The organism is Neobacillus niacini (assembly GCF_031457145.1).
GTDB lineage: Bacteria > Bacillota > Bacilli > Bacillales > Cytobacillaceae > Neobacillus > Neobacillus niacini_J.
In genome coordinates this window covers 287,682-308,577 of the sequence record NZ_JAVDVZ010000004.1, presented here as the reverse complement: position 1 = coordinate 308,577, position 20,896 = coordinate 287,682, and the positions used below count along the sequence as shown (strand labels likewise).

Genomic DNA, 20,896 nt, shown 5'->3' with positions numbered 1-20,896 from the left:
ATATTTATAGAATCAGAGAAAGGGTGAGTAAGTTGGGAAGTTGTATCGTATTGGTGAAATAGCGAAGTTAATGAATCTCTCTAAAAGAACAATCGATTATTATACCCAAATAGGCTTACTAAACCCTGTTCGGACGGATTCTAATTATCGATTGTACGGAGAAGATTGCATTCAAATTATGCATTTAATTGAACACTATAAAAACCTTAATATGCCACTTGAAGAGATTAAGTCTTCGATTGAGTTAATTAAGACTGAGAACTGCATTGACAAACAAAAAGTTGAAAAGCATTTTGAACAAATTGGGATATTAATGCGTCATCTTAAAGAGGAAATTGAAACGATTGAACCTATTCTTCAAAAATTAAACCAAAATCAAAAAGAAATGGTTGTAAATAAGCTTTCCTCGCAAGGTGTTCCATTAGCCCAAACCTTATTATTATTACTAAGTTAACTTTACAAAAACCAGGAGGTGTATTCCTTACTTTTTACTTTAAAGTAAGGAGACCATTGACATTAATTAACTTGATTGTAATTGCAATTTTAATTGCTTTTACGGCATTCTTCGTATCTTTCGAATTTGCCATTGTAAAAATCCGAAGTACAAGAATTGATCAGCTAGTATCAGAAGGCAATAAAAAGGCAATTGCGGCTAAGACAATAGTATCAAATCTAGATGAATATTTATCAGCGTGTCAATTAGGTATTACAGTTACAGCCTTAGGATTAGGCTGGCTGGGTGAACCTACTGTAGAACGTTTACTTCACCCATTGTTTACACAATTAAATACACCAGATTCAGCAGCAGGAATATTGTCCTTTATTATTGCTTTTGTGTCAGTAACCTTTATTCACGTTGTAGTTGGAGAACTTGCTCCGAAAACGATTGCGATTCATAAAGCAGAAGCAGTTACGTTACTATTTGCAAAACCAATGATTATTTTTTATAAAATCATGTACCCATTTATTAAAACTTTAAATGGTTCAGCACGTTTAATAGTTGGAATGTTTGGTTTGAAACCAGCTTCAGAACACGAAGAAGCTCACTCAGAGGAAGAACTTCAATTAATTATCTCTGAGAGTTACAAGAGCGGTGAAATCAATCAATCTGAATACAAATATGTGAATAATATTTTTGAATTTGATGATCGTATTGCAAAAGAGATTATGGTTCCGCGTACTGAAATCGTCGTTTTTGATCGATCACAAACTTTAGCAGAATGTCTAGAGATTGTGAAGGTGGAAAATTATACAAGGTACCCAGTAATTGATGGTGAAAAAGATAATATCGTCGGTATGTTGAATATGAAGGAAGTAATGACAGATTATATCAGCGGTAAGAACCTTGATACTCCAATTGATGAATATACTCGACCTGTTATCCAGGTAATTGAGTCGATTGCCATTCATGATTTATTAGTTAAAATGCAAAAAGAACGTGTTCACATGGCCATACTAATGGATGAATATGGCGGTACTGCAGGTTTAGTGACGGTTGAAGATATTCTAGAAGAGATTGTTGGTGAAATTCGCGATGAATTTGACCAAGACGAAGTTCCAGAAATCAACAAAATCAGTGAACATAAAACCGTGGTGGATGGAAAAGTTTTAATCGATGAAGTAAATGATTTATTCGGATTAGACATCCAGGAAGATGAGATGGATACGATTGGCGGCTGGATTCTATCTGAGAAAATGGATGTTGTTGAAGGTGATAAGGTTAAATATGGTGATTATGAATTTAAAGTCCTTGAAATCGATGGTTATCATATTAAATTACTAGAAATTGTGAAATTGATGAAACATGAATCAATTGCGTAGACAAAACCCTCTTGTATAAATTGCAAGAGGGTTTTTTTATTAATCTAGATACATTGATTAAATAATTAAGGAAAATCTGTGCTGATGCAATATATCAAAAAAACATTATTTGAAAAGTGAAGATTAAAAACATTCTGATTCGTCTTTAAGTAATGCAGTGAAAAAAAGTTATGTTTGAAATTTTTTGTGAGTTGCTGCATATAGAGAAACAGCAGCGTTGTATGTGGAATTCGTTAGCGTTACCATAAAATTATAAAAATACAAAAATTATTATAGATTACTAGGAGGATTACAGACATTCAAGTAGAAACTAGAGTAAGAGCGATTAATTGTTTACATTTTAACAACGGTCAATTTGTTGAATCACAAAACAAGAAATCATTCGAAAAACATCAACCCTGCATCAGAAGAAATTACGCGACCTTCGGACTCCATTTGGCGGGATGAAACATAGCGGAATCGGCAGAACAGGGGGCATGCATAGTATTAATTTTTACTCAGAATTATCGAATATCACAATTAAGCTCTAGGAAAGGGAGTAAGACAAGTGACAAATAAAGTAAAACAATTTGCTGCACAATTAGCGGAAGCAGAGGCCACAAAAGTAGGAACGGCACCGCTTACTTCAATAGATTCGGAATTGACAGAGAAGGAAGCCTATTCTATTCAACTTGAAAATATTAACAAAAAACTGGAGCAAGGACAGAAAATCGTCGGCAAAAAAATTGGCTTAACTTCAAAAGCCATGCAAAATCTGCTTGGAGTTGGAGAGCCAGATTATGGGCATTTACTTGATAGCATGGTAGTAGAAAATGGTGGGAGAATTTCAATTGAGGATGTACTCCAACCTAAAGTGGAAGCGGAAATTGCGTTTATATTAAAAAAGGAATTAAGAGGACCAAATGTAACCACTCTCGACGTCTTGCAAGCTACTGAATATGTTGTTCCTGCACTTGAAATCGTTGATAGTCGTGTGAAGGATTGGAAAATCAAACTTGCAGATACAGTTGCTGACAATGCTTCATCCGGATATTACGTACTAGGTGGGAAGCCTACTAGAATTGAGGATATCAATCTTGAATTGATTGGCATGGTTTTAACGAAAAACGGAGACCTTGTCAATACCGGTGTTGGGGCAGCAGCGTTAGGAAATCCAGCAAGCTGTGTGGCATGGTTAGCCAATAAATTATCGGAATTTGATATTACCCTTCATGCTGGTGAAGTAATTTTATCTGGAGCACTTTCTGCAGCAGAAGTTGCAACAAAAGGCGATACGTTTACGGCAAGATTTGCTCATATCGGGCAAGTAAGTGTCCGCTTTTAACAAAGATCAAATGAACTATTTCAAGAAAGCAAAGTGTATTTGTTGAGGAGGAACAGTAATGAGTCAATATAAAGAGTTAGCTGAATATTTGGTATCTGCTGAAGTGGAAAAACGAGAAGTTGTAAAAATAACAGCAAACTTGAAGCCTGATTTAACGGTTGAGGAAGCCTATCATGTTCAACAAGAACTTGTCAACATCAAGTTAAATGAAGGGAAAAGAATGGTTGGACCCAAAATGGGGTTAACCAGTCATGCGAAAATGAAGCAAATGAATGTTAACGAACCCATTTATGGATATGTGTTTGACTATATGCTTATTGAAAATGGCGGTCAGGTACCACTTCATGAGCAAATACATCCGAAAGTGGAAGCAGAAATCGCTTTTGTGATTGGAGAAGACATAGAAGGCCCAGGTGTCACAGGTGCCCAAGTTCTAGCAAAAACACAATATGTTCTTCCGGCATTAGAGATTATAGATAGCCGTTATGAAAATTTTAATTTTACCTTACCGGATGTTATTGCAGATAATGCCTCTACCTCAAGGGTTGTATTTGGTACATCACTTAAGAAACCTGAGCAATTTGAGTTGGATTTAGTAGGTGTTACTTTATCCATTAACGGAGAAATAAAGGATTTAGGCGCAGGTGCTGCAGTCGTTGGCCATCCAGCTCATTCCGTCGCAATGTTAGCAAATATGCTGGCTAGAAAAGGAGAAAAAGTTCGTAAAGGAGACGTTATCCTAACAGGCGGAATTACTGGTGCCGTCATGTTGAAATATGGCGATGTCGTAAGTGGAAAATTTGAAGGCTTAGGTGAAGTGACCTTTACGGTTACGGATTAAGAGCGAAAAGTTTTTATTAAAGGAGTGGCTAGAATGCCAATCATAAATGTACAAATGATAGAAGGAAGACCTAAAGAAAAGGTTGCGGAAGTTATACAAAATATCACTAATACTGTTTCGGAGACATTAGGTGCACCGAAAGAGACGATAAGAGTGATTGTTACCGAGATTCCGAAAACACATTGGGGGAAAGCCGGTAAACCAATGTCAGAGAAATAAAATATCTGTAAAAAGGATAAGTGAGAAAGTGGTGTCCCAAAAGTATATCTTTAGGGGCACCACTTTTTTGTGGTCTAAAAGCCACATGAAATAAAAACGGACCCAAAAATTCGTCATTCAACGACCTTTGAGTCAGCCTCATTTTTTTGTCGAATACTGTAGGTGAAGGTCTGAGAATATTACAATTTATGATTAATTCAGTATTACTGGTTGGTATTTGTCGAACAATTAATAGAGGTGTTTTGGAGGTTATCAATTAATATATAGTGTAATAGATTTACAACTAAAGTACTATTTTGGGGAGACAATTGTGCTATTAATTATTTATGTGAATAGGTATTAAGTAAAAACTTAAGGAGGATCATCTTGAAAAATATCAGTTTGCTCATGATTTGTATGTTTTTTTTGTTACCTTCTATTATTTCTGCTCATACCCACTTAGCCAACTCAAACCCTGCAGAGGGACAGGTAGTAGATGATGAGTTAAAAGAAATCATTCTAACCTTCGATGGGAACATTGAAAAATTAAGCTCAATGAAGGTATTTAGAGATGGTACGGAGGTATCTACACTGCAGATACAAATTGAAGCCGAGAGAATGGTAGGAATGCTAGCGGAGCCGTTAGCAAATGGAGCCTATATCATTCAATGGAATATTGCCGGTGTTGATGGACATCCAATCTCAGGAGAAATCAATTTCACTGTTCAGAGAGACGAGCAAGCTACTACTTCAACAAATCAAGGTCCAAACACAACAGAAAGTAGCGAGGAAAATAGTGTTGAGGTTCAGATTACTCCTAGTGGTAATGATGATAGTCAAGCCATCGAAAACCAAGTGTCAAATGATACTACTGATGAAAAAAGCAGATCCAATACAACCACAATCATGATGATCCTTGGATTCGTAATGATCTTAGGAATTGGATTACTGCTGATTCGAAAGAAGAATTAACGATGAACGTATTAGTGCCTATAGCGGATTTTGGCAATTATCTATTATTTTCTCTGTTAGTTGGTCATGTTGTCCTACAATTTGTTCCGGAATCGAAAAAACCAACCATTCATCTACCAAAGTCATTGTTGCTAATTTGTACATTAGGAATCATAGTTCTTACTTTTGTACCAGTCTTAACCGTAATTTTGTTTTTTGATCATTCAGCCGGATTTCTATCTAAAGCAACCTCTGTTTTAACCAGTTTTCAAATTGGGCAGGCGTGGTTGTTTATCACCTTATTTGGGATATTTTTATGGTTAACGATTTATCTTGAGCGCTCAAAATATTTACAGGCATTTTGGATTGTTTTGATGTTGATTGCCATTGGATATGGGAGTCATGTTTCTTCCCAATCATTTGTTGTCGGTATATTTTCTCATACTACCCATTTCCTAATGGTTACGATATGGGTTGGTGTTCTGCTCCATGTATCATTTTTTTCTAGAAATAAAGAAAATTGGTCAGAGTTCTTACAATGGTTTACACCTTTGGCAATTGTCTGTCTGTTAAATATTTTTGCAACTGGTTTTGTCATTATGTTCACCATTGAAGAGCCAACAGAGTATTTAAATGGATGGGCAACACAGTACGGAAGAATGCTTCTTTTTAAGCACATAAGTATTATTCCTGTCATCATGTTTGCCATTATTAATAGCATTCTATCAAAAAGGGTTTCTGCATCATCTGAATATGAACCAAGAACATGGTTAAAAGCAGAAAGTGTCATCCTTTTACTTGTATTCTATTTTACAGCAGTGTTAGGCACGTTATCACCGCCTTATGAAATGGTATACCAAGCCCAAACCGCTGCACCTCCAACATGGATGGAATGGTTGTTAGCTAAGAACATCCTGGTACCGATAGAAATTGAATTTGCACCAACCTTATTATCCGTATTATTAATAACTTCCGCGTTTCTATTTTTGTTACTAATCATTATTAGTTATAAACGAATGAGTCCTGTTTTTGCTACTGTGTTTGGGGGCTGTTTTATACTTACTTTGTATTTAGGTTTGATGTTTTCTTGTGTGCTTTATCCAATAATTTATTGAGTTTTTATTGAATATGTAATGTAAAAAATGACTGAACATGAAAAAAGTAATATTAAATTAGACCTAGTCATATAACATTTTATAGCTGCTGTGGAAAATCTACCTACATATCATAGGCATTGAAAGGGGTACAAAGGTTGAAGCAAAAAAATTCTTATTTCCTATTAATCTGTTTCATTATCTTATTTTCTATTGTATCTCTTTCAGTCGTTTTTATTGTGCATTCATCGGAATTAAAACATGCTTTGGCTTTGGATAAAGTTATGCCTGCCTCAGTTACAAAGACGAACGTAAAACAATATTCTAGTAATCAACAAATACTAAAAACAGCAAATAAATCTCAAACAAAAGTGGCTACCTCCAACGAGGCAATTATTCAAACAAAAGCTGCACAACCAAAAACTGCGCCGGTCTCATTGGCTAGTCTAGAAATGCCGAATGAAAAATGTCTGAAAGGAGCTCCAGTTCGTAGTTTTAATATTGCCGCTATACAAGTAGATATGGTCTACAACAAATTTGGTGACCATGATCCTAACGCTAAAATTTACGCCTTAAGAGAAGACATTGAAAAGATTCGAGCAGCGATTGCCGAAAATCCTGGAAAACCTGTAAAGGAGATTCAGCCGCTAGCACTCCGAGCGAATAAAGGTGACTGTATTCAGGTGACATTTAGCAATCAGTTAAGTGAGAAGACCTCGATTCATATTGAAGGTGTTGGATATGATGTTAGGGGATCAGACGGCACCTCTGCAGGATATAATCCTGATTCCACTGCTGCTCCAAATACAGAAATTAAATATACCTGGAATGCTTCAGATGAAGGAACATTCTTTTTTTATAATGGTGCGGACTTAACGTACTTTACCGATCCAACCGGCGGCAGGGGGACAATGGGTGATGGTCTATTCGGGGCATTAATTGTTGAACCAATAGGAGCAACATGGACAGATCCTGTAACGGGTGAAGCATTAAAAAGCGGATTATACGCTGATATTCATTTACCTGACAAACCAGATTTCCGCGAATTCACATTGTTTTTCCATGATGGAATCAGTGCTCAATTTGGTACCCCTCAGCCCCCAGGAACACCTGAGGAGGAAGAACCAGGGGAGGAACCTCATGGACCCCATGTAGATGACCCAAATGAAAAAGAACTTTATGCTGTAAACTACCGTGCAGAACCAATGGATGAGCGATTGAAAAATGCAATGGGCGAGGATGGTAAAGACCCTACCATGTTTTATTCATCATGGGTATTTGGTGACCCGGCAACACCCATCACAAGAGCTTATGTTGGTGACCCTATTAGATATCGAGTAATTGGAGCAAACAGTGATGAAAATCATGTTTTTCACCTTCATGGGCATCGATGGAAAAGTGATACCAAGAAAACAAACACGGTTGACTCTGATACGTTGAATATAGGTGATACCCAAACCGCTGAATTAGCATTTGGTGCTGGATATGACAAAGATAACACTGGAGCACCAGGGGATTATTTATGGCATTGTCATTTGTTTCCACACTATCTTGAAGGAATGTGGGGATTAATGAGGGTTTACGATAAAGCACAGACTGACTTGCTTCCGTTAACGGATAGAGAATCACCGGACAATCCGTCGGATCAAAATCCAGGATTCCCTCACTATATACCTGGAGAAATCGGAAAACGTGCACCTAAGCCTCCAGACCCTGAATTACGTCCAGCAACAGACTCAGAAAAAACAGCTTTAGGTGCGCTCGTACCAGGAGCACCTAATTTCGACCGATGTCCAAAAGATGCACCAATACGTAAATACGACATTGTCGGGATTCAAACTGAGATTGTTTACAATTCGGAAGGCGACCGTGATAAAGAAGGTCGAATGTATGTTCTAGCAGAAGATGAACAAAAGATCCTGCGTGGAGAGTTAAGACCACGTCCACTTGCGATACGTGCCAATCAGGGAGATTGTGTGGAAGTAACATTAGAAAACCACTTATTTAATGCCAAAGAACCGAATGCACTTTCGATTCACATCCATTTTGTTGCTTACGATCCGTTAGGTTCTGATGGAACGTCAGTCGGTTGGAATTATAATCAGGGTACAGAACCTGGAGAAAAAATCCGTTACCGCTGGTATGCAGATGAGGAAGGTTCTATCCTTTTCCATGATCATATGTCTGCCGGTGAGAAAGGCTTCCATGGAACGTTTGGAACCTTAATTGTCGAACCAAAAGGCTCACAATGGCTGGATCCGAAGACAGGCAGGGAGATAAGGTCCGGTACGGAGGCGATGATTGTTCACCCTGAAAAAGAAGATTTCCGTGAACAAGTTCTCATTTACCATGATTTCGCAAGACTTTGGGACAAAAATGGAAACCTGCTTCAATTAGAGACAGACCCACCAAATTTCAAACACGCGCACGGATATGCTGCCGTCAATTATTCGAATGCACCATTTTTTCGAAGAAATAATGCGGATCCTGCTTATGTCTTTAGTTCATGGGTACATGGGGATCCACAGACACCGATTATTCAAAGTTATCCTGGAGATCCCATTAAAATTCGGTTAATCCAAGGAGCACATGAAACTCAGCATAATTTCAATGTACATGGATTAAGTTGGAAGCGTGAATCTGGTGTTGAGGATTCGGAATTAACGTCCACCCAAACCATTGGTATGTCTGAACAATTCACTATGGATATCCAACCAAACCCTGTTGGTGTGGAGCAGCGGGATTATTTATGGTCTTCTCAGCCAATTGAAGATTTGTGGAGTGGTTTATGGGGCTTTGTTCGGGTTTGGGGAGAAAAAACACCGATTCTGCAAAAACTTCCAGATCGACCACAACTAAAAGATGCGGTTGTACCGTGGAAGGTCAATCAGATGAAGAAAAATGGTAAACAACCGCCAAAAGCACGAACACCTGGCAATCCTTGTCCTCCTGGTGTTTTGGTAAAAAAGTTTGATATTACCGCGTTTATGAAGGATCTTGTTTATAACAATTATGGTGATCATGATCCATTTGGTATGATGTTTTCTCTTACAAAAGATTATTTAGATATTAAAAATGGCAAGAAAGCTGCTGAACCACTGGTTATTCGAGCTAATGAAGGGGAATGTATCCAGGTTACGCTTTCCAATCAACTCCCGTTAGATCCACCTGAAAACCAGGCAGATCCTGCATTATTAATGGCAAACCAAGTGAACTGGAAGAATTCTAACCGAGTTTCCTTGCACCCACAAATGGTTCAATATGATATGCAGGGATCTGACGGTGCGACAATTGGCTATAATTATGACCAAACCATTGGACCAGGTGAAAAAATTACTTACCAATGGTATGCAGATAAAGAATATGGTGGAACCATTCTTTATGATTATGGGGACATCCGCAGCCATCGACTACATGGTGCATATGGATCACTAATTATTGAACCGAAAGGCTCGAAATATCGTGATCCGAAAACTGGTGAGGAAATTATGGCAGGTGCACGAGCGGATATTATCGTTCCGGATAAACCTGATTTTAGAGAACAGGTGTTAATGTTCTCAGATGGTCTCTATACGATAGGCAAGGATGGAAGTATTCCAACACCGGGTGCTGCTGATCTTGACATGGAGGACCGTGGTGAGAAAGGAATCAATTACAGTTCCGAACCATTTAAACATCGATTAGCTGCTAATCCTGATAAATCACTACTTTTTAGCTCAATTATCCATGGAGATCCGTCAACCCCAATACCGGAAGCCTATGTAGGCGACCCAATCCGTTTAAGGGTGATGCAAACAGCTGATAGGTCAAGAGGAAGTGTCTTTACGCTTCACAGTCATCGCTGGCGCTATCAATGGACAAATCCAAACTCTAAGCTTGTTTCTAGTCAGGGCTCCCTTACTCCAGGAGAGACCTTGGATATTATTCCTGTACAAAATGACGGGTTTGTTAACCAAGTAGGAGATTATGTTTATCGAGAAATGAAGCTAAGGAGATATTTGGAAGGTGGGTTATGGGGGATGCTTCGGATTCATAATCAACCGAAAAATCAGCTGCTGACGCTGCCTGACCGTCGTCCTGAGGAGCCATTTAATATTAGTGGAGTTCTTTCGTTAAATAAGAAGGATATTAACTTCCAATGGAGATCCAATGCTAACAAAGATATTGTAGGCTTTAACCTTTACAGGACAACATCCACAGCAAGGGGTTACCAAAAGGTGAATTCTAGTATTATCCAATCATTATCCTATATGTTGCCAATAAGTCCTGCTACCCCTAGATATTATTACAGCGTTACCTCGGTCGATAAATTTGGGAATGAATCGTTATTAGCAAAATCTATATTAATAGATACTGATTTAAAGAGATCATCCCTTGCACCCTAATATTTAATAGTTTTCTTTAGAAGAAGGTGGGGCGAATCTTCCACTGCCCCTTCCCTTTTTGATGAAGTGTAAATAGTATTTTAACACTATGTAACAGTGAATAAATAGGTCTATCTATTTATTATATGGAATAAAATTGAAAAAATGGGAGGGTTATCAGGGTTGAAGTTATAAAGATTACTAGTTTTTTGTGGTTGAAAAATTGAAAAAGGGTGGGTTGTGAATGTTACCAAGAGGTAAGAGAAGAAAGAGGAAGAAGCCGTCAACTTTAAAAAGCCTTCTTCTTTTGGTTATTACAGTAGTTTTAGTTATTAGTAGTGGAATTTGGGGAGATAATGCGGCAAAAGCGATTGTACCAATAGAGGACATCCCAAAACTCCAAAAAGTTGGTCCAATTGGGGAATATGGTTATCCTGTATGGTATAAGGATTCGAATGGTAAAAGGCTAGAGCTTTGTCTAGATGGAGCTAATCCATTATGTGGTTTTCCAGCAGGGGAATTTCCGACAGACCCGAACCTCAATGTTAAAGCTGGTAATTTCCCGGGAGAGGCATTTTATCAGCTGGCAAGTGCGTCAATCACATTGCCGTCTGGAGGAGATGCGGATGCCACTTTTGCTCTTGAAGCTGCGTGGGCAAATGAAATTGTTCAAGATGGGGATCAAATTGTATTTGGAAGAGTACGTTTTCGAGTTGACGATTTACTTACCGGCAGTAAATATACCATTACACATCCATACGGAGTAGATGAGATAGTTGCAACGGCAGAGAGTAAAAAAAATCCACAACCTGGAGGACCAGGTGAAATCCGATTTGTTGAAGATATTGGGATTAACGGCGGCTTCGAAGGAGCTAAGACAAGCAGAATTGGGACTTTCCTAGAATGGGATACAGAAAATGATAGGCCACCAGGATTTGTAGGCGACCCGGACCAACCTCATAAAATAAAAAATGGATATAATAACCAAAATATTTTCAAAATTGAAGGACCAGGAATTGAAAGCGATGGTACTTGTGGTGATGAGTGTGTTTCTACAGATTTATTTAGTTTAATGGGAAAAGAAGCAACAACAGCTGGTGTTGATGTCATGAGAGCTACATACAGCCAGGATACAACGGGAAGTGGTACCATCGATGTATTTGCTTCTACAGAAGAAGATAGAAAATATGATTTTGTTGTTGATTTTCCAGGGGTCGACCAAAATAATAAAACCATAGAAGGACTAAATGGACAATATTTTGGGCGTGTAACTTATAATGGTACAACACCTGAAAATGTGACCGTGATAAATACAACGGATATCCCAAATACTAAAAAAGTGATTCAAGTTGTGGATTACATTACGGCCACTGCTAAATATGATACAAATTCTAAAACTCTTTTTGTAACTGCTTCATCTAGTGATAAGGTAACTAATCCTACATTAACAGTTCAAGGTTTGGATAAAATAGTTCCTAATTCAGATAATTTGGACAAAAAAATTCCTGCTATAGGAACGTTGGCAATTAGTAACCCGTTATTTGTACCGCCAACGATTACTATAAAATCTGCTAAAGATGGCAGCACAACAGTGCCGGTAGAAGTTACGACTGTCCATAGTTCGGCAAATGCAGGTCCCGCTCAAACAGGTAAAACACAGGGCTCAGTAATTACCTTGGATGGAAGAGCCTCTATTAATGCAGCGAGCTATAAATGGGAACAAGTTAGCGGTCCAGCAGTTACTCTAGATTTGGCAGACACTGCTAACCCAACGTTTACGTTCCCTAAACAATTCGTACCAGTGAGCTTTGAATTAACTGTTACCGGCTTTAATGGAGAAACATCAACAAATGTAGTCACAATCACACCAGCTCCAGATAAACTTGCTGCGCAGACTGTCACATTTGTTCAAAGCACAGGAATATTAAACGTAAATGGAACAAGTGATGTATTTGGACCAGGAGTTACAGTCACCTTATGGAAAGTAAATCAAACCACTCCACTCGGAACAGCAGTTGTAGGTTCAGATGGAAAATGGATATTCTCAAAAAGGGGACTTTCATTTGTAAAGGGTGAAACCCTCACTATTGTATCCAGTTCTGGTGGGAAACTGAATAATGTACCTGTAATTATTGGTATCAAGTAACTAGTTAGCTGGAAAGAAACTATTTGTTAGTTTCTTTCCAGTTTTTTTAATGGGCTTTCTTCTAATCTCATATTCGTAACGAAGAGGGTCATTCCATCGACTAATAAGAAAAGGAGTTTGAAAGGGTTGAAGCCATGTTTTTCTTGGTGTTGTTTTTTATTGGATTGGTCTTTCCATTTTTATTGATAAAAGTAAATCCTAGATGGATTATTTGGATTCCATCGATGATCTTATTTTTAGCCGCCATCGCTATGTATGGGAAAGCAGAGTTTTTTCCTGGAGAAGGAATGGCTGATTTGGCGGAACGACTTTATTTCATGATTTTTGGAGTAGCTGCGATTGGCTCCATTGTAGGGGGAATCATCATCCGATTTTTGAAAAGTAAATAAAGATTGTGGCCAGGTCCTTATGCACAGGATACTGGCTATTTTCTTGCATGTAAATAGGTGTGAGGTCATATGGTGTAGGGAGGGGGAATCAAATGATTAGTTTAAATGGCCGTATTGTTAAGCCTGAGGATCTGAGTAAAGAAATAACGAATAGTGAGCAAAAGGCGATAATCGAACAAATGGCAAGTTATCCCGTAATCTATTACTATGAATCATTGCAGCAACTAAAATTTGAATTATTATTTCGAGTGAATACGATAAAAGCAGCAAAGGCATTAGAAAAAAGCGGTTTAAAGTTTACTACTTTTGCTTATTCCTTTGCCAACAAAAAATATTGGAATCGATTAGCAAACGGAGGGTTTCTTTTACGTGAGGGAGTGAATCCTTCAGAAGGAATAGAAGATATACTGAAAAATGGGAAGCTATATGCCACTGAATGTGCTACGGGGATTGCCATTGTGTTGTACATTGCGGCCCTATATACCATTGGTCCGAGAGCATTTAATACCTACTTCAGGCGCCTTTTTTTAATGGATTGGCAATTTGATGAGGATTTACCCGTTTATCATACAGATGGTGAAGATTTCATTATTGGTGATGTTTTGCATTTTAAAAATCCTGATTTTAATCCAAATGAGCCATGGTGGCGAGCTGAAAATGTTGTTTTTCTTGGTGATGACAAGTTCTATGGTCATGGAGTAGGAATACGAGATTCTAAGACCATTATAAACTTTTTAAATGGAAAAAGGAAAGATAACCCCGATGAATCCGCCTATCTTATGCGGATGATAACTAGACCAAATTATAAAACGATTTTTTTATTACGTTAAAAGTAGAGGGAGCATCCAAAATGGATGCTCCCCCTATATTTATATATTTCAAAAGTGAATTCTTCCGTCAATGTCTGCGCTAAGCCGTTTACTAATTAAGTAGTCCAGCTCGCGCCGTTTTTCAACTTCCATTCTCACATTTAGTTTACGTTTATAGTCTTCATAACAAACTCCATGAGCACTCAACATCGCCTTTTCCATTTCATTGGTATACCTCAGTTTCAAATAATGGATAATGAATCCCTCCGGTTTATCGCCTGAATTGGCTTTTTATAATACAGTACTTATGATAACACTGTAAATTTGTCCAAACAATGTTGATAAAACGGCATATAAGTCTGTGAGCTGTGCTGACATGGTCGCTCGGTAAGTTACCTCAATCATCCTTAAAAAATAAGCTAAATCCTTCCAATAAGAGCTTGTTATCATTATATGTCAAACAAAGAAAGCCCATTGCTTCCGAAGCAATGGGCTTTCTTTTTATGGATAAAACTGTTTAATTCATAGATTTATCTAACATGAAATCAGCTTTTGGCAGTGTAATAATTTTACCGCCAATTTGTACATGTACGGTATCTTTGAAAATGGCTTTTACAATTCCCTTTAGTGAAACACTTGAGTTGATTGAGATATCTTTTTTATCAGATTGGTTTGCCATATTAATCAACACCTTCCAAAGTTAATTATAAGATATTATATATGAATAAAGGCAAAAAAAGCGAGTAAAAAGTCCTAAATAAACGAAAAATAAATAATTTGTTCATGTTATTTACAACCAATGCCAAGGGGTGTGAACATTTAGATTAAAATAACATGAACTATAGTTCAAGTATTACATGTAAAAGAGAGTCTGTCAATGGAAACATGAACTATGGTTCAACATTTTTATTTTGTGGTATAATATTAATGAGGTGAGATAAATGTCAGACCGAGAAGACCATCTGGTTGGCGAGTTCCCCATACTGCCTAAGCAGGAACGAGCTCAACAAAAAAGAGAATCGTTACTTAAAAGTGGACATGCATTGTTTATTATGAAGGGATATGAGCATACAACGGCAAAAGAGATCGCCGCCAATGCAGGGGTAGCAACCGGTACCTTTTACCGGTACTTTTCGGATAAACGACAGCTATTAATGGCTTTGTTAGAAGATCAGATTGAGCTGTTAATGCCGCCTGAACCAAAATGGGGTGTTAGAGACCCAGAAAGCACATTGGCAGGACTTTTAGAGGCATATGATAGGCGCCTAAAAGTGCTGGGACTACAGCGGTTGCTCCCTGAATTACTGGCAAAGGATTCAGAGTTTGCAGAGGTTTTGGCAGCTGGCAAGCGGAAAATATATGATAGAATTCTTTTCGGTATTAGAAAGGCTTATGATCATGGGCTTATCTGGAAGGATATTGATTTGAACACCGTAACATGGGCAATGATGATTTTAGCTGAAAATGCACCAGAGAAAATGAAACAATGCGGGAAACAGGCCGATTACCGTGAAGTCGCCAAGGTAATTTGCCGAATGATTTTTCCTCCAGATGTGATAAAAAAATTACAAACCGAGGCAGATGAAAAAGAAGATAACATCAAGTAACGTTGTTTGAAAGGAAGTAATAGCTAATAATGGAAAACAGCTTTAATTTGAAGAATCTTAAAGCAATAAAAATTGAACTAACTCGCTTTATGATGGCATACAAATTTGCGTTAGATGAAATGACAACGAAGATTAATATTCTTAAAGATGAATTTAATTATATTCATGACTATAACCCAATAGAACACGTAAATTCACGGCTAAAGTCACCTGAAAGTATTTTTAAAAAAGTGCAACGAAAAGGTATTGATTTCTCTTTAGAAAGTATTAAGGAAAACATCAAAGACATTGCAGGAATGAGAATAACTTGTTCCTTTATTTCTGATATCTATGAGTTAAGCCGAATGATTGCAAAACAAAAAGACGTTCGAATTATTGAGTATAAGGATTATATAAAAAATCCAAAGCCAAATGGATATCAAAGTCTGCATATGATTGTAGAAATTCCAATATTCATGTCCGACCGTGAGGAATTAACCTTAGTGGAGGTACAAATCCGTACCATTGCCATGGACTTTTGGGCAAGCTTAGAACATAAAATTTATTATAAATACAATAAAGAAATCCCACAAAAAATGCTGGATGAATTGAAAGCAACAGCAGATATGGCTGGGAGTTTGGACCGGAAAATGGAAAGTCTTCATAGAGAAATGGCTAAAATGAAACAGGCGGATGAGGCTGATGAGATGCTTTTGACTCTCGGAATCGGAAGTAACAAGCTCAATTTATTAGAGACATTCATTGAAGAAAAACTAGGGATTAAATAAAAATGAAAAAGCCTTTTACAATTTTCAGTAGTGGAAACGGATATCAGTTTTTTCTTATTCGAGCATAATGGCTTTACCTTACGGGGGTATGATATAATGACAGAAAATGAGGTGATTGAATGTCTTTTGATCATGTGAATGAGGAAGAGATGAATGATGAATCCTGCTGCAGTACTGAGGGCAGCCACCGAAAAAGCCACCATTCTGATAAAGTGAAAAGTAATCTCGTTACCAGACTGAATCGAATTGAAGGGCAGATTCGTGGAATTAAAGGTTTGATTGAGAAGGATACCTATTGTGATGATGTGATTACACAGATTTCAGCAACGCAATCAGCACTTAATAGCGTTGCAAAAATCTTGCTAGAAGGTCATTTGAAAACATGTGTGATTGAAAGAATTCAAGAGGGTGACCATGAAGTTTTAGATGAGGTCTTGGTTACTATACACAAATTAATGAAGAAATAAATATCAATCTCTAGGTCGTACTTTATGTACGATTTTTTTATTTCTAGTATTGATTTATAAAGAAGGAATATGAAAAAAACGCATAGAATAATATAGTTATAATATTCTGATAAATCAGAGGTGAGGGCGATAAAGGCGACTAAAATAATCCTATTAATATTTGCTGGGCTCATTCTGATATTTAGTTTTTATGCTTATTCAGTTTTTTATGGTACACCTTGGGAAAAACAGAAACATGAGAAAAATATGTATAACTATATTACCGAAAAATATCAGACTGATTTTGTCCTAAGAAAAATTAGTTACAATTTTTTAAGCGAAACTTACCAAGGGTATGCCTACCCTAAAGAGAACTCGAACCTCTTATTTATCGTTGAACAAGACATGGATTCCCCTGAAGGTTATTTAGATAATTATCCGAAAGTTATGTGGGATACAGAGTTAGCTAGAAACCTTAAAGGACAAATTAAAGAATTATTCCCTGATTTGGATGAAGGAATGTTTAAAGCCCAACAAATAAAAGACAAAGGGGAAATCTTTGGTCCTAACATTCCTACCTATGAAGAATTGAACATATCGACCCTCACTTCCTCCATTCCTATAGATATTAAAACAAACTGGGCACTACTGAATCAACAAAATGAAGTGCAAAAAATGAAGAAACTTAGTCTATTTTTAAAGGAAGCACGTTTCCCTGTATTAATAGAAGTTAGATATTATGAAAACGAAATGAATGAAAATGCAAAGGTCTTTTTTATCACAGAAGAAGGCGAGATTATTGAAAAATAGTGCTCCCACGTTTGAAGGAGCACTATTTTTACTATTGTATTAATGGGTGAGCAGGGTTTAGTAGGATGTATTTTAATGTTTTCCTTCTGATTAATAGTAAGCCAAGATTGTTGTTTGTTTCAATGATAGATTTATTATCTAATAATTGATAATTTACTTGATCCTTCCATAAATAAGAAATCGACTTATCCTCTTTTTCAACTTCTTTAATGTAATAAAAGGGAGTACATATCCGATTAATGTCATTGTGTTTTCTTTTTAAAGCATTCAGTGCCATAATTTGTCTCATCAGAATTCCCCATACGCCGCCAAAGCTCATGTTTTTCAATGGACTGCTAGTAAATTGATTAACGGTTAGTTTGCGACCATCTTGAAAAGAAATTGCTGCTTTAACGGCCAAGGCATGGTCTAGGTTCAACAACAATGGATCCGCGACATCATCTGCATAGATTTGATCTCCCATAAGAAATAGAGTGCTTGGTCGAACTTTTAAATTAGTATATTCTTTTTCTATTTAAAAGGTCAGCTGTTGTGAGTGTATCTTCATCATCCCCATGGGGCTTTCGACAAGAACCATATAGGATATTGCAGTGTTGTGCAGAGCTGTTGAGATAGAGGGTAGGATAGTCTAGATTACCATAAACAATAGAATCAGGATTGTCTTTTGATAGTAAGCCTAGGGTCTGTAAATCCAGAAATTGGTGTGGTCATAAGGAATGGTGAGTTGGCGATGTAATTGTAGAAATATTGCCAATATTTTTCCGGGATATTTATTATGCCTGTATTATACTTAGAATAAAGACAACAAAAGAACGATTGTGAGTTGGATTTAGAAAATGTTCAAAATTTCTCCATGGAGGGTAGGATGATTTATGAAGACATTGATTGTTTATTGCTCATCACATGGTACAACAGAAAGAGCTGTCCAATTATTAAGTGAGTGGATGGAGGGAGACGTCTTAGCCGTTGATTTAAAACGAGATAAAATTACTTTTGATGTTCGAGATTATGACTTTGTAATCATAGGAGGCTCAATCCATGCAGGCAGTATTCAAGGGAAAATAAAACATTTTATCGGCAAACATTTTGATGAACTTTTAACGAAAAAACTAGGTCTTTTTCTCTGTTGCTGGCATGATGGACAAACTGCACTTGAACAATTTGATACGGCATTCCCAGAGGAATTGAGAAAAGTATCAGTAGCAAACGGTATTTTTGGTGGAGAATTCCTGGTAAGTAAAATGAACTTCATAGAAAGACAAATTGTTAAAAAAGTGAATGGCATTACGGTGGATACATCGAATTTAGATACAACAGCCATCATGACCTTTGTGATGAAAATTAATTCAACATTTGCCATTGCATAAAAATGCCCGACCCTTCATGGGTCAGGCATTTTTCAGTGGAATTAACAAATTCTTTGAATCAGCTCTATGGAATTATTCTTGGGTGAATTAACCAGAGGGCTTACTTCATAGGCTTCCATTAAATCTTGTTCCAACGGTATTAGTAAATGAATAAGCTTAGAAGTGTCCGTTATAGAAGGATCAAGCCAATATTTTTCATCTTCCGGCTTTAAGATTACTGGCATCCGGTCGTGAATGTTTTGAACAAGCTCATTAGGATGGGTGGTGATCACTGAGCAAGAATAGATCGATTTACCTTCAGGTGATTTCCAATTCTCCCAAAGACCTGCCATGGCAAACAATGTATTCGACTTTAATTTAATCCTCATTGGAATCTTATTTTTACTATCGATACGTTTCCATTCATAAAAACTATCCGCAACAATTAAACAACGTTTTTTCTTATAGGCATTACGGAAGCTTGGTTTCTCAGACAATGTCTCGGCACGGGCATTTATCATTTTATACCCAATCGACATATCCTTCGCCCAGGGAGGAATTAATCCCCAACGTAAAAATCCCATCTTATTCTGTGACCCATTATTAATGACAGCTAGTACCGATTGAGAAGGTGCCACATTATAATTGGGGAAATACTCATCCTCCTGAAGAAAAAATTCAACATCAAACCGATCAATCAGCTGATCAACCGTCGCAGTTAACGTAAACCGTCCGCACATATCTAACACCCCTTTTCGTTATTATATCATTTTGGTGACAGGCACCCAATATACATTTTGTCCCCATTTATACATCAAATTATGAATAAAATGTATAAAAATGAATTTATAGGCGAATAATGTTTAAGGTTTTTAGTTTGAGAATTTCAACGAGAAGGAGGTTGCGTATGAGGATTTGGTTTAATAGGTGGTTTACAACGGTTACCCATTTTATTGAGTTGATTCGTAAGAATGATGAAGGAAGGCGTTTTGTGTTTTTTGGAACTCATTCGAATAGGGATGCTCTCTATTTGCAATATTGTGATTATGCTTTCACGGAACCATCCGTTTCTGGTGACGAGTACATTGAATTCTGTCTTGAATTTTGCCTCAAGCATAAAATAGATATTTTCATCCCTAGAAAAGAAAATGTACTGATTTCTAAAAGGCTCGCCGATTTTGAAGCAATCGGTGTGAAAGTGCTAGTATGTCCAGATTCTGAATTAATGGAGACACTGGACAATAAAGCTGCTGCGTATCATTCCATTATGCAAAAGGGAGAGGAATCTGCAGAACTTGTTTCTATTCCCGATTTCTACGTGGTCAATAATATAAAAGATTTCAAAATAGCGTATCAAACATTAAGGGATAAAGGACATACTGTTTGTTTTAAACCAGTAATCGGTGAAGGGGCAACTGGTTTCCGTGTCATTGAGGATAAGATTGAAAGTATTGACCTACTTTTTAGAAGGGCTAGTAGCCGTCGTCTTCCATACCATTACGCATGTGAGATTTTAAGCCAGCAAGAGGTTTTCCCGGATTTAATGGTTTTAGAATATCTAGAGGGACCGGAATATAGCATTGATTGTATTGCTTCTTATGATCAGTTATATGCTGCGATTCCAAGGATGAAAGGGGAAGGCAGAATAAGAGAGATTGTGGATCATCATGAGCTTATTCAACTTGCCCACCGATTTCATCATCATTACCAACTACCGTTTATCTTTAATATTCAGGTTAAATATAATCAGGGCGTACCTAAGCTGCTCGAAATTAACCCGCGAATGAGCGGGGGCATGCATTTCAGCTGCTTGAGTGGCCTTAATCTTCCATACCTGGCAATCAAATTACTGCTTGGTGATGAAATCGGGCAGTTGAAACCTCGATTTGGTATTCGAGCAAGTCATCTCGAAAAAGAAATGATACTTGATAAAGATCTCTTTGCTTAATAAATGCCTTGGGTGCTAATCCCAAGGCATTTCTC

At 37.3% G+C, this 20,896-nt stretch carries 21 protein-coding genes and 1 pseudogene; 18 read left to right on the top strand and 4 right to left on the bottom strand.

Features of this window, described 5'->3' with window-relative positions; all coding sequences use genetic code 11:
- Nucleotides 1-40: 40 nt before the first annotated feature.
- The 12 genes and pseudogenes from J2Y03_RS12805 (at nucleotide 41) to J2Y03_RS12750 (ending at nucleotide 13,958) form a co-directional block, all read left to right on the top strand.
- Nucleotides 41-454, top strand: coding sequence for a MerR family transcriptional regulator (locus J2Y03_RS12805; protein WP_132095602.1), 414 nt, complete (start codon nucleotides 41-43; stop codon nucleotides 452-454).
- 56 nt (nucleotides 455-510) lie between these two features.
- A complete protein-coding gene (locus tag J2Y03_RS12800) occupies nucleotides 511-1,821 on the top strand; it encodes a hemolysin family protein (RefSeq protein ID WP_310194666.1) in 1,311 nt (436 codons plus the stop codon).
- Between the two features lie 413 nt (nucleotides 1,822-2,234).
- A pseudogene (locus tag J2Y03_RS12795) lies at nucleotides 2,235-2,351 on the top strand (aldehyde dehydrogenase family protein); the annotation flags it as partial.
- Between the two features lie 17 nt (nucleotides 2,352-2,368).
- Nucleotides 2,369-3,145 carry a 2-keto-4-pentenoate hydratase gene (locus J2Y03_RS12790; RefSeq protein ID WP_310194664.1) on the top strand — a complete coding sequence of 259 codons (777 nt, stop codon included), beginning with the start codon at nucleotides 2,369-2,371 and terminating at the stop codon, nucleotides 3,143-3,145.
- Between the two features lie 58 nt (nucleotides 3,146-3,203).
- A complete protein-coding gene (locus tag J2Y03_RS12785) occupies nucleotides 3,204-3,986 on the top strand; it encodes a 2-keto-4-pentenoate hydratase (protein WP_310194660.1) in 783 nt (260 codons plus the stop codon).
- 33 nt (nucleotides 3,987-4,019) lie between these two features.
- Complete coding sequence (locus J2Y03_RS12780; protein WP_310194658.1) at nucleotides 4,020-4,205, top strand: 4-oxalocrotonate tautomerase; 186 nt, start codon at nucleotides 4,020-4,022, stop codon at nucleotides 4,203-4,205.
- 366 nt (nucleotides 4,206-4,571) lie between these two features.
- The gene (locus J2Y03_RS12775; protein WP_310194656.1) at nucleotides 4,572-5,156 is read left to right on the top strand and encodes a copper resistance protein CopC; all 585 of its coding nucleotides are present in this window, start codon (nucleotides 4,572-4,574) and stop codon (nucleotides 5,154-5,156) included.
- Nucleotides 5,157-5,158: 2 nt separating this feature from the next.
- Nucleotides 5,159-6,250, top strand: a complete 1,092-nt coding sequence (locus tag J2Y03_RS12770) for a copper resistance D family protein (RefSeq protein ID WP_310194654.1) — start codon at nucleotides 5,159-5,161, stop codon at nucleotides 6,248-6,250.
- A 137-nt stretch (nucleotides 6,251-6,387) separates the two neighbouring features.
- Nucleotides 6,388-10,614 (top strand): multicopper oxidase domain-containing protein, encoded by a 4,227-nt coding sequence (locus tag J2Y03_RS12765; protein WP_310194652.1) that lies wholly within the window; start codon nucleotides 6,388-6,390, stop codon nucleotides 10,612-10,614.
- 223 nt (nucleotides 10,615-10,837) lie between these two features.
- Nucleotides 10,838-12,739: a PKD domain-containing protein gene (locus J2Y03_RS12760; RefSeq protein WP_310194650.1), complete on the top strand. Its 1,902-nt coding sequence runs from the start codon at nucleotides 10,838-10,840 to the stop codon at nucleotides 12,737-12,739.
- 182 nt (nucleotides 12,740-12,921) lie between these two features.
- The gene (locus J2Y03_RS12755; RefSeq protein WP_310194647.1) at nucleotides 12,922-13,128 is read left to right on the top strand and encodes a hypothetical protein; all 207 of its coding nucleotides are present in this window, start codon (nucleotides 12,922-12,924) and stop codon (nucleotides 13,126-13,128) included.
- Nucleotides 13,129-13,220: 92 nt separating this feature from the next.
- Complete coding sequence (locus J2Y03_RS12750; protein ID WP_310194645.1) at nucleotides 13,221-13,958, top strand: protein-glutamine gamma-glutamyltransferase; 738 nt, start codon at nucleotides 13,221-13,223, stop codon at nucleotides 13,956-13,958.
- A gap of 48 nt (nucleotides 13,959-14,006) precedes the next feature.
- Here the strand turns inward: J2Y03_RS12750 and J2Y03_RS12745 are convergent, their stop codons facing one another.
- Together J2Y03_RS12745 and J2Y03_RS12740 are read right to left on the bottom strand one after the other, a co-directional pair.
- On the bottom strand, nucleotides 14,007-14,183 hold the full coding sequence (locus J2Y03_RS12745) for a hypothetical protein (protein WP_310194644.1): 177 nt from the start codon (nucleotides 14,181-14,183) through the stop codon (nucleotides 14,007-14,009).
- A 271-nt stretch (nucleotides 14,184-14,454) separates the two neighbouring features.
- On the bottom strand, nucleotides 14,455-14,616 hold the full coding sequence (locus J2Y03_RS12740) for a hypothetical protein (RefSeq protein ID WP_165903220.1): 162 nt from the start codon (nucleotides 14,614-14,616) through the stop codon (nucleotides 14,455-14,457).
- A 262-nt stretch (nucleotides 14,617-14,878) separates the two neighbouring features.
- On the opposite strand from J2Y03_RS12740, the gene J2Y03_RS12735 reads away from it, so the two are divergent.
- The 4 genes from J2Y03_RS12735 (at nucleotide 14,879) to J2Y03_RS12720 (ending at nucleotide 17,567) form a co-directional block, all read left to right on the top strand.
- On the top strand, nucleotides 14,879-15,544 hold the full coding sequence (locus tag J2Y03_RS12735; RefSeq protein ID WP_132095653.1) for a TetR/AcrR family transcriptional regulator: 666 nt from the start codon (nucleotides 14,879-14,881) through the stop codon (nucleotides 15,542-15,544).
- 29 nt (nucleotides 15,545-15,573) lie between these two features.
- On the top strand, nucleotides 15,574-16,311 hold the full coding sequence (locus J2Y03_RS12730; RefSeq protein WP_132095655.1) for a GTP pyrophosphokinase: 738 nt from the start codon (nucleotides 15,574-15,576) through the stop codon (nucleotides 16,309-16,311).
- Nucleotides 16,312-16,430: 119 nt separating this feature from the next.
- A complete protein-coding gene (locus J2Y03_RS12725) occupies nucleotides 16,431-16,778 on the top strand; it encodes a metal-sensitive transcriptional regulator (protein WP_310194641.1) in 348 nt (115 codons plus the stop codon).
- 120 nt (nucleotides 16,779-16,898) lie between these two features.
- Nucleotides 16,899-17,567 carry a YfjL-like protein gene (locus tag J2Y03_RS12720; protein ID WP_463675878.1) on the top strand — a complete coding sequence of 223 codons (669 nt, stop codon included), beginning with the start codon at nucleotides 16,899-16,901 and terminating at the stop codon, nucleotides 17,565-17,567.
- 31 nt (nucleotides 17,568-17,598) lie between these two features.
- Here the strand turns inward: J2Y03_RS12720 and J2Y03_RS12715 are convergent, their stop codons facing one another.
- The gene (locus tag J2Y03_RS12715; RefSeq protein WP_310194636.1) at nucleotides 17,599-18,030 is read right to left on the bottom strand and encodes a hypothetical protein; all 432 of its coding nucleotides are present in this window, start codon (nucleotides 18,028-18,030) and stop codon (nucleotides 17,599-17,601) included.
- Between the two features lie 409 nt (nucleotides 18,031-18,439).
- On the opposite strand from J2Y03_RS12715, the gene J2Y03_RS12710 reads away from it, so the two are divergent.
- Nucleotides 18,440-18,934 (top strand): flavodoxin domain-containing protein, encoded by a 495-nt coding sequence (locus tag J2Y03_RS12710; RefSeq protein WP_310194635.1) that lies wholly within the window; start codon nucleotides 18,440-18,442, stop codon nucleotides 18,932-18,934.
- Between the two features lie 41 nt (nucleotides 18,935-18,975).
- On the opposite strand, the gene J2Y03_RS12705 is transcribed toward J2Y03_RS12710, so the two are convergent.
- A complete protein-coding gene (locus J2Y03_RS12705; RefSeq protein ID WP_310194632.1) occupies nucleotides 18,976-19,653 on the bottom strand; it encodes an SOS response-associated peptidase in 678 nt (225 codons plus the stop codon).
- Nucleotides 19,654-19,820: 167 nt separating this feature from the next.
- Here J2Y03_RS12705 and J2Y03_RS12700 point away from each other — a divergent pair, with 167 nt between their 5' ends.
- Nucleotides 19,821-20,861 (top strand): ATP-grasp domain-containing protein, encoded by a 1,041-nt coding sequence (locus J2Y03_RS12700; RefSeq protein WP_310194630.1) that lies wholly within the window; start codon nucleotides 19,821-19,823, stop codon nucleotides 20,859-20,861.
- The last annotated feature ends 35 nt before the right edge of the window (nucleotides 20,862-20,896 follow it).

Bases quoted from the DNA above. Each gene is read 5' to 3' on its own strand.
- J2Y03_RS12785 (WP_310194660.1), top strand. From the start codon at position 3,204: ATGAGTCAATATAAAGAGTTAGCTGAATATTTGGTATCTGCTGAAGTG.
- J2Y03_RS12780 (WP_310194658.1), top strand. From the start codon at position 4,020: ATGCCAATCATAAATGTACAAATGATAGAAGGAAGACCTAAAGAAAAG.
- J2Y03_RS12770 (WP_310194654.1), top strand. From the start codon at position 5,159: ATGAACGTATTAGTGCCTATAGCGGATTTTGGCAATTATCTATTATTT.
- J2Y03_RS12760 (WP_310194650.1), top strand. From the start codon at position 10,838: ATGTTACCAAGAGGTAAGAGAAGAAAGAGGAAGAAGCCGTCAACTTTA.
- J2Y03_RS12750 (WP_310194645.1), top strand. From the start codon at position 13,221: ATGATTAGTTTAAATGGCCGTATTGTTAAGCCTGAGGATCTGAGTAAA.
- J2Y03_RS12740 (WP_165903220.1), bottom strand. From the start codon at position 14,616: ATGGCAAACCAATCTGATAAAAAAGATATCTCAATCAACTCAAGTGTT.
- J2Y03_RS12735 (WP_132095653.1), top strand. From the start codon at position 14,879: ATGTCAGACCGAGAAGACCATCTGGTTGGCGAGTTCCCCATACTGCCT.
- J2Y03_RS12730 (WP_132095655.1), top strand. From the start codon at position 15,574: ATGGAAAACAGCTTTAATTTGAAGAATCTTAAAGCAATAAAAATTGAA.
- J2Y03_RS12725 (WP_310194641.1), top strand. From the start codon at position 16,431: ATGTCTTTTGATCATGTGAATGAGGAAGAGATGAATGATGAATCCTGC.
- J2Y03_RS12715 (WP_310194636.1), bottom strand. From the start codon at position 18,030: ATGGGAGATCAAATCTATGCAGATGATGTCGCGGATCCATTGTTGTTG.
- J2Y03_RS12710 (WP_310194635.1), top strand. From the start codon at position 18,440: ATGAAGACATTGATTGTTTATTGCTCATCACATGGTACAACAGAAAGA.
- J2Y03_RS12705 (WP_310194632.1), bottom strand. From the start codon at position 19,653: ATGTGCGGACGGTTTACGTTAACTGCGACGGTTGATCAGCTGATTGAT.
- J2Y03_RS12700 (WP_310194630.1), top strand. From the start codon at position 19,821: ATGAGGATTTGGTTTAATAGGTGGTTTACAACGGTTACCCATTTTATT.